General features: G+C 72.5%; 11 protein-coding genes. 7 read left to right on the top strand and 4 right to left on the bottom strand.

What is annotated here, in order from left to right:
• The first annotated feature begins 286 nt into the window (after window positions 1–286).
• Window positions 287–1,096, top strand: coding sequence for an Fpg/Nei family DNA glycosylase (locus ACIA47_RS19515; protein WP_396709598.1), 810 nt, complete (start codon window positions 287–289; stop codon window positions 1,094–1,096).
• A 141-nt stretch (window positions 1,097–1,237) separates the two neighbouring features.
• Here the strand turns inward: ACIA47_RS19515 and ACIA47_RS19510 are convergent, their stop codons facing one another.
• The gene (locus ACIA47_RS19510) at window positions 1,238–2,119 is read right to left on the bottom strand and encodes an aminoglycoside phosphotransferase family protein (protein WP_396709596.1); all 882 of its coding nucleotides are present in this window, start codon (window positions 2,117–2,119) and stop codon (window positions 1,238–1,240) included.
• Between the two features lie 99 nt (window positions 2,120–2,218).
• On the opposite strand from ACIA47_RS19510, the gene ACIA47_RS19505 reads away from it, so the two are divergent.
• The 4 genes from ACIA47_RS19505 to ACIA47_RS19490 all read left to right on the top strand — a co-directional run bounded on the left by ACIA47_RS19505 (window position 2,219) and on the right by ACIA47_RS19490 (window position 5,943).
• On the top strand, window positions 2,219–3,070 hold the full coding sequence (locus tag ACIA47_RS19505; protein ID WP_396709594.1) for an LLM class flavin-dependent oxidoreductase: 852 nt from the start codon (window positions 2,219–2,221) through the stop codon (window positions 3,068–3,070).
• Window positions 3,067–3,492, top strand: coding sequence for a nucleoside deaminase (locus tag ACIA47_RS19500; RefSeq protein WP_396709592.1), 426 nt, complete (start codon window positions 3,067–3,069; stop codon window positions 3,490–3,492). Before ACIA47_RS19505 ends, ACIA47_RS19500 begins: the two co-directional genes overlap by 4 nt.
• 235 nt (window positions 3,493–3,727) lie before the next feature.
• On the top strand, window positions 3,728–4,993 hold the full coding sequence (locus tag ACIA47_RS19495; RefSeq protein ID WP_396709590.1) for an AGE family epimerase/isomerase: 1,266 nt from the start codon (window positions 3,728–3,730) through the stop codon (window positions 4,991–4,993).
• Window positions 4,990–5,943, top strand: coding sequence for a carbohydrate kinase (locus ACIA47_RS19490; RefSeq protein WP_396709588.1), 954 nt, complete (start codon window positions 4,990–4,992; stop codon window positions 5,941–5,943). Before ACIA47_RS19495 ends, ACIA47_RS19490 begins: the two co-directional genes overlap by 4 nt.
• Window positions 5,944–6,068: 125 nt before the next feature.
• Here the strand turns inward: ACIA47_RS19490 and ACIA47_RS19485 are convergent, their stop codons facing one another.
• The 3 genes from ACIA47_RS19485 to ACIA47_RS19475 form a co-directional block, all read right to left on the bottom strand.
• Entirely contained in the window at window positions 6,069–7,037 is a 969-nt protein-coding gene (locus tag ACIA47_RS19485; protein WP_396709761.1) for a LacI family DNA-binding transcriptional regulator, read from the bottom strand.
• A 72-nt stretch (window positions 7,038–7,109) separates the two neighbouring features.
• Window positions 7,110–8,489 (bottom strand): FAD-dependent oxidoreductase, encoded by a 1,380-nt coding sequence (locus ACIA47_RS19480; RefSeq protein ID WP_396709586.1) that lies wholly within the window; start codon window positions 8,487–8,489, stop codon window positions 7,110–7,112.
• A 23-nt stretch (window positions 8,490–8,512) separates the two neighbouring features.
• Window positions 8,513–9,655 carry a glutamate--cysteine ligase gene (locus ACIA47_RS19475; protein WP_396709584.1) on the bottom strand — a complete coding sequence of 381 codons (1,143 nt, stop codon included), beginning with the start codon at window positions 9,653–9,655 and terminating at the stop codon, window positions 8,513–8,515.
• A 156-nt stretch (window positions 9,656–9,811) separates the two neighbouring features.
• Between ACIA47_RS19475 and ACIA47_RS19470 the strand changes: the two genes are divergently transcribed.
• Window positions 9,812–10,105 carry a DUF6412 domain-containing protein gene (locus tag ACIA47_RS19470; RefSeq protein ID WP_396709582.1) on the top strand — a complete coding sequence of 98 codons (294 nt, stop codon included), beginning with the start codon at window positions 9,812–9,814 and terminating at the stop codon, window positions 10,103–10,105.
• 102 nt (window positions 10,106–10,207) lie between these two features.
• The gene (locus tag ACIA47_RS19465) at window positions 10,208–10,963 is read left to right on the top strand and encodes a YidC/Oxa1 family membrane protein insertase (RefSeq protein ID WP_396709580.1); all 756 of its coding nucleotides are present in this window, start codon (window positions 10,208–10,210) and stop codon (window positions 10,961–10,963) included.
• The last annotated feature ends 49 nt before the right edge of the window (window positions 10,964–11,012 follow it).

Below are 11,012 nucleotides of genomic sequence, written 5' to 3'. Positions count from 1 at the left end.
GGCCCGGCCCGGCCTGTGCCCGGCCCGGCCTGTGCCCGGCCCGGCCTGTGCCCGGCCCGGCCTGTGCCCGGCCCGGCCTGTGCCCGGCCCGGCCTGTGCCCGGCCCGGCCTGCGCCTGGCCTTGATCGACTCGCCTTCCTGGAAGTCGGGGTGTCCCGCTCATCAGAACACCCCGGTTTCCTGAATCCCGAGTCGATCAGCGCGGCGGGGACCGGGTCGAGCGCGGCGGGGACCGGGTCGAGCAGCGCGCGTTCCGGTCAGGCGGGGCTGGCTATCCTTGGCACCTGTGCCAGAGGGACACACGATCCACCGCCTGGCGGCCCGGCACGCCGAGCTGTTCGCCGGGGACAAGCTGCACGCCGCGAGCCCGCAGGGCCGTTTCGCCGAGGGCGCCGCCCGGCTCTCCGGGACCGTGCTGGAGGGCACCGAGGCGTACGGAAAGCATCTGCTGCACCACTACGCCGGCGAGCTGACGTTGCACGTACACCTCGGGTTGTACGGCAAGTTCACCGACGGGCCGGGGGAGCCGCCAGAGCCGGTCGGGCAGGTGCGGCTGCGGCTGGCCAGCGACCGGCACTGGCTCGACCTGCGCGGGCCCACGGCCTGTGAGCTACTCACCCCACCCGAGGTGGCCGCGCTGCGGGACCGCCTCGGGCCGGATCCGTTGCGCGCGGACGCCGACCCCGAGCGGGCGTACGCCCGGATCGCCCGCAGCCCCACACCTCTCGCCGCGCTGCTGCTGGACCAGTCGGTGGTGGCCGGCACCGGTTTGATCTTCGTGACCGAGGCGCTGTTCCGGGCCGGGCTGCCGCCCACTATGCCGGGCCGACAGTTGACCAGGACCGACTGGGACGCGCTCTGGGGTGACCTGGTCGGCTTGATGCGGCTCGCGGTCGAGCACGGCCGGATCGACACGGTCCGCGACGCGCACCTGCCGGAGGCGATGGGCCGGCCGGCGCGGGTGGACCGGCACGGCGGCGAGGTGTACGTCTACCGCCGCCCGGGAGCACCCTGCCACGTCTGCGGCACTGAGGTCAGTCGCGGCGAGCTGGCCGGCCGCAACCTGTACTGGTGCCGTACCTGCCAGACCGGCTGAACCCCCCCCGGCGCCCGTCCCGCGCCGATCTTGCAGTTTCTGTTGTCGACGTGGGTGGATATGCACCCTAGGTCGGGACAGAAAGTGCAAGATCGCGGAGCTGGGTCGGGCGGCACCACCCCGTGATCGCCGAGCCGGAACTCAATCGGTGTCGAGCAGCCAGCGGACCACTTCGATCTGCTCGGGGAAGACGGTGTCGTCGGCGAGGCTCCAGGCCAGGGTGTGCCCGATCGTCCAACCTCGGACCCGTTCCCGGTCCAACCTGAGTGCGGTGCTGAGCCGGTCCAGCCGGTGCCGGACGGCGGCCGGCGAGTGCCCCAACTCCGGGCCGCGCACCATCGGTACGACCGAAAACTCCCGTTCCCCGGTGAGCGGCTTCGGGTCGATCGCCAGCCACGGCCCGCGGTCACCGGGGAGCGCGTCGGCGGCGAGCACGTTGCCGGCGTGCAGGTCCTGGTTGACCAGCACCTGTTCGCCCTGGCTGGACGCCAGGCCGCCGAGCAGGTCGAGCGCCGCGTCGAGCAGCCGCCGCTCGTACGGCCGGCCGGCCCGTTCCCAGGCTCGGGGCATCCGGTCGATCCAGCCGGCGGCCTCCTGGGCCAGCGGGGTGAACGGCGCGCCGGCCGGTCGCCAGAGCCGGGGGAGCAGCCCGATCACCGCGTCGAGCGCCCGGTCCAGCGGAAGGTCGTGCAGGGGAGTGCCGGGCTGGCAGCGTTCGAGCAGCAGGGCACGCCGCGCGGGGTCGTGGGCGAGCAGACGGATCGCCGCGTCACCGTCCCAGTGCGCCAACGCGTCGGCTTCGTGCCGGCTTTCCTCGTCGGGGTACTGGAGCTTCAGCACCACCGCCGTGCCGTCGGGCATCTCGGCGGGGAGCGCCAGTGAGGCGTACGCCTGCCGGAAGGGCGGGCCGACCCGCAGCGACCAGCGCTCGGCGCACTCGGCCAGCCATGTCGGAAGTGCGGCCAGCCAGGCGCGACCGGCCGGTGACCCGCGTACCCAGTCGAGTCCCTCGGGCAGGTTCATCTGGCCCTCCTGAGCCGTGCGGCGGTTCGTGCCGGCTGCCGGGTGCTTCAGCCGGGCCACGGCGTTCCCACAACGGTCCACAGTGGCTAGCGTGGACGGGTGCAGATTGGTGTGAACGTACCGAACTTCGCCCCGGGCACCGACCCCGACGTCCTGCGTCGGTGGGCGCAGACGGTGGAGGGTCTCGGCTTCGACCTGTTGATGGTCTCCGATCACATCGTGGTGACCGCGGACGTGGCCGAGCAGTATCCGGCGCCGTTCTACGAGCCGTTCACCACGCTGTCCTGGCTGGCCGGGGCGACCAGCCGGGTTCGGCTGGGCACCACGGTGCTCATCGTTCCGTACCGGCACCCGCTGCTCACCGCTCGGATGGCGGCGAACCTCAACCGGCTCAGCGGCGGCCGGCTCGTCCTCGGTGTCGGCGTCGGCTGGGCCCGGCAGGAGTTCGAGGCGCTCGGCGTGCCGTTCCGGCAGCGCGGCGCGCTGACCGACGAGTACCTGCGCACCATGCGCGAGGCCTGGCAGGACACCGAGGACTACGACACGGCTGCGATCCCGATCTGGGTCGGTGGCAACAGCGAGGCCGGCATGCGGCGCGCGGTACTGCTCGGTGACGCCTGGCACCCGCTGCGGGTCACGCCGGCACGGCTGGCCGAGGCGGTCGGACGGCTGACGGACATCGCCGACGAGTTGGGTCGTCGGGTGCCCGCGTTGGTGCCGCGGATCGCGCTCCAGGAGACCCGAGAACCGATCACCGATCCGGACCGGCTCGCCGGTGTCGGCACCATCGATCAGATCGTCGCCGACCTCGACCAGCTTCGTGCGCTCGGCGCGGAGACGGTGGTGCTGGACCCGTTCAACGGCGACCTGACCGAGATCCGCCAGCCCGAACGCGCCTGGCGGACCCTTGCGGCCGTGGCCGCACATCACGCAACCCAGGAGGACCGATGACCCCCGACGACGAGAAGTTTCTCCGCCACGCCGTGGAAATCGCCAGGCGGGCGGGGGCTTCCGGCGAACGGCCGTTCGGCTCGCTGCTGGTCGACGCGGCCGGCGTCGTCCTGATCGAGGACCACAACACAGTGGTCTCCGACGCGGACATCAGCGCCCATCCGGAGTTGAAGCTGGCCCGCTGGGCGGCTCGGGAACTCTCCCCCGAGGTGGCTGCCGGCACCACCATGTTCACCAGTTGCCAGCCCTGCGCGATGTGCGCGACGGCGATCGAACGGTCCGGCCTCGGGCGGGTGGTGTACGCGCTGTCCACCGAGCAGTTCGAGGAGGTCAAGCCGGCCACCCCGCCGCTGCCCCCGGTGCGCTACGAGGGGCCGGCGCTGTTCGACGAGGCGCGCCAGCCGATTGACGACTACTACTGACCCGGGCTGCCCCGGGGCGGTGTGACGCAGCCGGAATTGACAGTCGGCCGGCTGCCGGAGCAGGGTTGAGTGGTGACAACGATGTCAACGGGCAAATGGGAGTAAAAGCCTCCCACCGCGTGCCGACCTGGCCAGTCGATTCGTGGCGTACCGTTGGCGGTTTTGCGGCGCGGACCCGGTCCGTCCGCCGATCCTGGCCGTATGTCCCTTTCCTACCCGACGGTGACCAGCTGAAATGACCGACGTGCCCCGATCCGACGCCGCAACGACCCCTGCTCCGGCCGGGTCACCAGACCTGCCCGATTTGGACGAGCTCCTCGTCGACCAGACCCGGACGCTGCTCGACACCGCCTGCCGCTCGGTGCGGCCCGAGGGCGGCTTCTGGTGGCTCACCGACGACCGCACCCCGGATCGCGGCGAACCGATCCACACCTGGATCACCTGCCGAATGACCCACGTGGCCGCCCTCGCCCACCGCAACGGCGATCCGGACGCCGCCGCCCTGGTCGACCACGGGATCGCCGCGCTCAGGACGCTGCTGCGCGACGACCGATACGGCGGCTGGTTCGGCGCGGTGGACCAGCAGGGGGTGCCCGTCAACGACCGCAAGGCCGGCTACGACCACGCGTTCGTGCTGCTCGCCGCCTCCAGCGCCGCGCGCGCCGGACGGCCCGGCGCGGACCAGTTGCTCGCCGACGTGCTGACCGTCGTGCGGGACCGGTTCTGGGACGACGACGCCGGCGCGGTCCGCGAATCGTGGAACCGGGACTGGACGGTCACCGAGGACTACCGGGGCGCCAACAGCAGCATGCACATGGTCGAGGCCTTCCTCGCCGCTGCCGCCACCACGGGCGACGCGAGCTGGGCCGACCGGGCCCTGCGGATCGCCACCCACCTCGTGCACGGTGAGGCGGCCCGACACGACTGGCGGCTGCCCGAGCACTTCACCACCGACTGGACGCCGCTGCCCGACTACAACCGGGACCAGCCCGCCGACCCGTTCCGACCGTACGGCTCCACGATCGGGCACTGGCTGGAGTGGGCCCGGCTGCTGCTGGAATTGGAGGCGGTTCTGCCGCAGCCACCCCGCTGGCTGCTCACCGACGCCCGCGCCCTGTTCGCCGCCGCCGTGCGGCGCGGCTGGGCGGTCGACGGCGCGGACGGCTTCGTCTACACCATCGACTGGGACGACCGGCCCGTGGTGCGCTCCCGGATGCACTGGGTTCTCGCCGAGGCCATCGGGGCGGCGATCACCCTGCACCGCCGCACCGGGGACGCGGTCTACCTCGACTGGTACCGGGTCTTCTGGGCGTACGCCTGCCGCAGTCTCATCGACCAGACCGGTTGGCGGCACGAGTTGGACGCGCAGAACCTGCCCGCCGACACGGTCTGGCACGGCCGACCGGACGTCTACCACGCCTACCAGGCGGTACTGCTGTCCCGCGCGGCCGACGGGCTCGGCGGCCCCGGCCCGCTCGCACCCGGGGAGGTGACCGCGTGATCGTCGTCGCGGGTGAGGCGCTGATCGACCTGGTCGTCACCGCCGAGGGGCAGCGGGCCGTGCCGGGTGGCTCCCCGGCGAACGTCGCGGTCACCCTGGCCCGGCTCGACCAACCGGTACGGCTGCTGGCCCGACTCGGCAGCGACGAGTACGGCCGGCAACTCGTCGAGCATCTGAGCGCCAACCGGGTGGACCTGGAGTGGGCGGTTCACGCCGAGGAGCCCACGTCGGTGGCGGTGGCCACCCTGAACGCCGCCGGGCAGGCCAGCTACGAGTTCCGGCTGGCGGGTGCCGCGGACTGGCAGTGGACGCCGCAGGAGTTGCCCGAGTTGGCCGGCTCACCGGCGGTCGCGCTGCACACCGGCTCCCTGGCGCTCGCGTTGGCACCCGGCGCCGGTGCGTTGGAGGGCCTGCTCGCCCGGGAACGCCAGCGGGACGGGCTCACCGTCTCCATCGACCTCAACCTGCGGCCGAGCATCGTCACGGATCGGGCGGCGGAGCAGGAGCGGGTACGCCGGCAGGTCCGCCTCGCGCACCTGGTCAAGGCCAGCGACGAGGACCTGGCCTGGCTCTACCCGGACCGGTCGGCGGCCGACGTGATGACCGAATGGCGTACGGCCGGCGTCTCCTGCGCCGTGGTGACCCGGGGCGGGGAGGGCGCCTGGCTGCTCGCACCCGACGGCTCGCTGCACGAGGAGCCGGCGGTCCGTACCACGGTGGTCGACACCGTCGGCGCCGGTGACTCGTTCACCGGTGGCCTGCTGGCCGCGCTGGCCGACCTCGACGCGCTCGGCGACCGCCCGGCCGACCGGCTCGCCGCAGTGACCCCGCAGCAGTGGGCGAAGGTGCTCCGACAGGCCGCCACGGTGGCCGCGTTGACCTGCGCCCGCCGAGGCGCCAACCCACCGACCCGCGCCGAAGTCGAAGCCCTCCTCAACCCCGTGAGCTGATCCACCACTCCGCGATCTTGCACTTGCTGTCCCGACAAAAGGGCACAACCCGCACAAGTCGCCGACAGCAAGTGCAAGATCGCGGGGGCGGTGGGGGGTGGCGCGGGGGCGCGAGGGGGCGGGGGTTAGGTCAGGCCTCGGTTTAGGAGGCGGGTGGGCAGGACCGTGGTGGAGGGTGGGGTGTCGTCGCCGGCTACCCGCTGGAACAGGCGTTCGGTGGCGACTCTTGCCAGCTCCCTCGTGTCGTAGGCGACGACGGTCAGCGGTCGGGGCATCAGGTGGGCCAGCTCGAAATCGTCGAAGCCGACCAGCGCGGCGTCACTGCCCCTCCGGTGCAGCTCCTGGAGCGCGCCGACGGTGAGCCGGTTGTTGGCGCAGAAGAACGCGGTGGGCGGCTCCGGGAGGTCGAGCAGCGCGGCGACCGCCCGGCCGGCCTCCTCGGGAGCGATGAGCCGCTCACGGATCAGTGACTCGTCCGGTTCGACCCCGGCGGCGTCCAGCGCCGCCCGTGCCCCGGCCAGCCGCTCCCGCATCGTGGGCACGCTCGGCGCGCCGAGCAGCAGCCCCACCCGGCGGTGGCCCTCGTCGAGCAGCGCACTCACCCCGGCGTGGCTGCCACCCCGGTTGTCCAACAGCACCGCGTCGGCTTGCAGCCCCTGTGGCGGCCGGTCCAGGAACACCACAGGCATGCCCAGCTCGACCTCGCGCTGCAGGAACGAGTGGTCGAGCCCCGCCGGCACCACCAACAGGCCGTCGACCCGGCGCTGGGTGAAGTCCTGGAGCAGGGCGCGTTCCCGCTCCGGGTCCTCCTCCGACGACGCGGTGATCAGCATGGTGCCGTGGGCGGCGGCGATCTCCGCGGCGACGCTGGCGATGGTCGCGTAGAACGGGTTGGCGATCTCCTCGATCAGCAGCCCGACTGTGGCGTTGAGCTGCCGGGAGCGCAGGTTACGAGCGATGTCGTTGCGCCGGAACCCCAGCTCGGCGATGGCGGCCAGCACCCGGCCGACCAACTCCTGCCCCACCGGCTCGTCGTTGACGACCCGGGAGACCGTCTTCAGGCTGACGTCGGCCCGCCGGGCCACGTCGACCATCGTGGGACGCCGACGCACTGTCGGCCGGGTCGGGGTCTGGGTCACGGGGTGGTCCTCCACGGCGGGCGCGGGTCAGCGGTCGAGGGCGGCGAGCGCGTCGACCGCTTTTCGGGCGGCGATGAGCACCGGATCCCAGACCGGCGCGTACGGCGGAGCGTAGCCCAGGTCCAGCTGCGTCATATCGTCCACCGTCATGCCGTTCCACAGCGCCACGGCCAGCGTGTCGATCCGTTTGGCCGCCTCGGACCAACCGACGATCTGCGCGCCGAGCAACCGGCCGCTGGGGCGCTCGGCGATCAGCTTGACCGTCATCGGCCGGGAACCCGGGTAGTAGCCGGCCCGGTTGGTCGACTCGGCAATCACCGAGACGAACTCGAAGCCGGCAGCTGCGGCTTCCCGCTCACGCAGACCCGTCCGACCCACCTCCAGGTCGCAGACCTTGGTTACCGCCGTGCCGATCACACCCGTGAAGGTGGCGTACCCGCCGCCGATGTTGATCCCGGCGACCCGGCCCTGCTTGTTGGCGTGCGTGCCGAGCGGCATGTGCACAGGCAGCCCGCTGACCCGGTGCAGCGTTTCCACGCAGTCGCCGGCCGCCCAGACCCCGGGGAGCCCGGGCACCCGCATCCGGCGGTCGACCCGGATCGCGCCGGTCGGCCCGAGGGACAGCCCGGCCGCCTCCGCGAGCGCGGTGTTGGGGCGTACGCCGAGACCCATGACCACGACGTCGGTCGGGATCGGCCCCTCGGCGGTGACCACGGCGGACACCCGGCCGTCCCGTTGCTCAAGGCCGCTCACCCGCAGACTGGTACGGATCGTGACGCCGAGACCGCGCATGGCGTCGGCGACCAATTCGGCCATCTCGGCGTCGACGGTGGCCATGGGCTGCTCGCCCGCCTCGACCAGGGTCACTGAGAGACCGCGTTGGATCAGCGCCTCGGCGATCTCGACGCCGATGTACCCGCCGCCGACCACCACGGCCCGGCGCGGTTGCGGGTCGGCGTCCAGCCAGTCGCGCAGCGCCGCACCGTCGTCGAGGGTCTGCATGCCGAACACGCCGCCCGCGTCGGTGACCGCCCACGGCGGCTTCACCGGCACCGCGCCGGTGGCGTACACCAGGTCGTCGAAGCGCTCGCGGACCTCGCCGCCGCCCTCCAGGTCCCGGGCCACCACCTCGCGGCGTGCCAGGTCGATGCTGGTGACCTCGTGGCGCATCCGGACGTCCATCGCGTACTCCGTGCGGAACGTCTCCGGGTCCCGGGCGATCAACGCCTCGGGGTCGGGCACCAGTCCACTGATCCAGTACGGGATGCCGCACGCCGAGTAGGAGGTGAAGTGGCCCCGCTCGAAGACCACGATCTCCAGGTCGCCACGAGCACGGCGCCGTCGGGCCTGGGACGCCGCCGACATTCCGGCCGCGTCCCCGCCGATGACGATCAGCCGTTGCGCCACGGGCTCATCCTGTCACGCGGCGATCAGCCGCGGGTCTGCCGTGCGACGTCCTGCACCACGTCGGTGAGTCGGCCGGTGCGCTCGAACACGGCGCGCTGGCGTGCCGCGCCGCTGCCGTGTCGACGCAGCCCAGCCAGCAGGTCGGTCACCTCGGCCCAGTCGCCGTGCTCTTCCAGCGCCGGCCGCATCCGCTCCACGAACCGGTCCAACAGTTCCCAGGCCGGGCGCAGCTCACCGTTGGTGACGTCGACGGCTTCGCCTTCCAGGCCATCGTGGGCGGCTCGCCAGTGCGCCCCGACCAGCAGGTGGTGGTCGGTTCGCAACGCCGGCCGGTCGGCCTCGACGTCCGCCATGGCGGTGGCCACCAGAGCACGGACCAGCGCGGCGACCAGCACCGCGTCGTCCACCGACGGGCAGACGTCGCCGATCCGCAGTTCCACCGTCGGGTACTTCGCCGACAGGCGGGCGTACCAGTAGAGCATCCCCTCGTCGAGCATCACCCCGCTGGAGATCAACTGGCGGATCAGCCGCTGGTAGTGCTCGTGCGACGCGAGAAACGGCGTCGGCGCCACCGACGGCCAGCGCTCCCACTCCACCGAGCGCCAACTGGCGTAGCCGGTGTCCTCGCCCCGGGAGAACGGCGAGTTGGTGGTCACCGCGTGCAGCATCGGCAGCCACGGCCGTACGTGGTTGAGCACCTGCACGCCGGTGTCCGGGTCGGGTACCCCGACGTGTACGTGCATGCCGTTGTTGCCGGGGCCGGGGACGAGCAGCCGGAAGCGCTCGATCATCCGGTCGAAGCGGGGCTTGTCCACCACCGGCGGCACCGGGCCGTCCACCGGGCCGGTGCCGATGGCGAGCAGGCGTACGCCGGCCCGCTCGGCGGCGTCGGAGAGTGCCCGACGCAGGACGCCGAGGGAGTGCCGGATCGACGAGAGCTCCAGGCCTGGCGGGCTGCCGATCTCAATCTGACTGGTCTGGAACTCCCGCTCCACCTGCCCGCGAAGTTCGGCCGGCACCTGCTCCATGACCAGGTCCACGGCCGGAACCGCGGCCCCGGTGTGCGGGTCGACGAGCAGGAACTCCTCCTCGACACCCACGGTGAGCAACCCGGTCGCCGCAGCCATGTCGCTGGGCGCCTCCGCCACCTGACCGGTCATCGACATCACCCGTCCGTTTCCACCGTTCGCGGTCCGTCCGCGTTGGTCCGCCGTTGGTTACCCAACGTGGCGATGCCGGGAAACGTGGCGGCGGCGCGTCGTACTCGGGGCGGGCCGCCGGATTCGGCTGGATGACGTGACGGCGGGTCCTATTCTGAGCCCGTGCCGGTGCTGCTGGGCTGTGTCGGGGTCGCGTGGATGTCCACGTACGCCCAGCTCACCCTGCTCGCGGGCCGACCGGTCGACGTGCTGGCGGGTGCCGCGTTGACCGCCCTGGTGCTGCTCGCGGTGGTGCTGGCGGCCCGGGTGCACGACCGGGCGGGCGCGCCCGGTGCCGGGCCGCGGTGGGCCGGCCTGCGGGCCCGCTCCCGAAGTCGCCGAATGCCTCGCCAGATCGACCCGGATGCGGCCGGTCGTCCTCGTCCCCGTGCCCCGGGGCACCCCTGCGCCGCGTAGCGACTCGCCGCCGCGCGGCCGATCCCGCCGTCACCGGCCCCCCTTGCTGAGCGGATACCGCCCGGGGGAGGGCCTCACCGGAATCGGACCGAGGGGTTTCCCATGCTTGCCTTCGCACCACTGCACGACACTGTCGCCGCTGCCGGCAGCGCGCTGTCCTGGCTCACCGAGCTGCTCGAACCACTGGCCGGCGGCGAAGCGACCGCCGCCGCCATCGTGCTCTTCACCATCGCCGTCCGCCTGCTGATCTCGCCGCTGACCGTCGCTCAGGTCCGCGGCGAGCGGCGTCGCGCGGCGCTCGCCCCACAGGTGCGTGACCTCCAGCAGCGGTACGCGGACGACCCGGCGACGCTTCAGCGCGAGGTGTTCAGTTTGTACCGCGAGGCCGGCGCGAACCCGATCGCCGGCTGCCTGCCGCTGCTCATCCAGGCGCCGTTCCTGCTGGTGCTGTACCGGTTGTTCAGCACCAGTGAGGGCGGCACCGGGTTGCTGGACGAGCGGTTGGCCGGCGTGCCACTGGGTCACCATCTCAGCGACGGGCTGGCCGGTGCGGCCGGACCGCTGTTCGGCGTACTGCTATTGGTGTTGCTGGCGGTGGCCTGGTGGTCGTCGCGGCGGGCCCGCCGGGCGTCGGCGGCGGTCGGCACGGTGGCCGGTACGCCGACCGAGGGGCCGGGTGCGGCAACGCTCGGCCGGCTGTTGCCCCTGCTGCCGTTCACGACGGTGCTGGTGGCGCTGGTGCTGCCGCTCGCCGCGGTGATCTATCTGGTGACGACGAGCGTGTGGTCGGCCCTTGAGCAGGCGGTGCTCCGCCGCCCGCAGGCGGTTCCGGCGAACGCCGACAGAGATCGACGTTGACAACTGTGTCGACGGGACGTACAACTCTGAGAGAGCGCTCTCTCGACTC

It is taken from the genome of Micromonospora sp. NPDC051227 (genome assembly GCF_044455385.1).
In the GTDB taxonomy this organism is placed as follows: Bacteria; Actinomycetota; Actinomycetes; order Mycobacteriales; family Micromonosporaceae; genus Micromonospora.
This window is presented reverse-complemented; position numbering and strand designations above follow the sequence as displayed.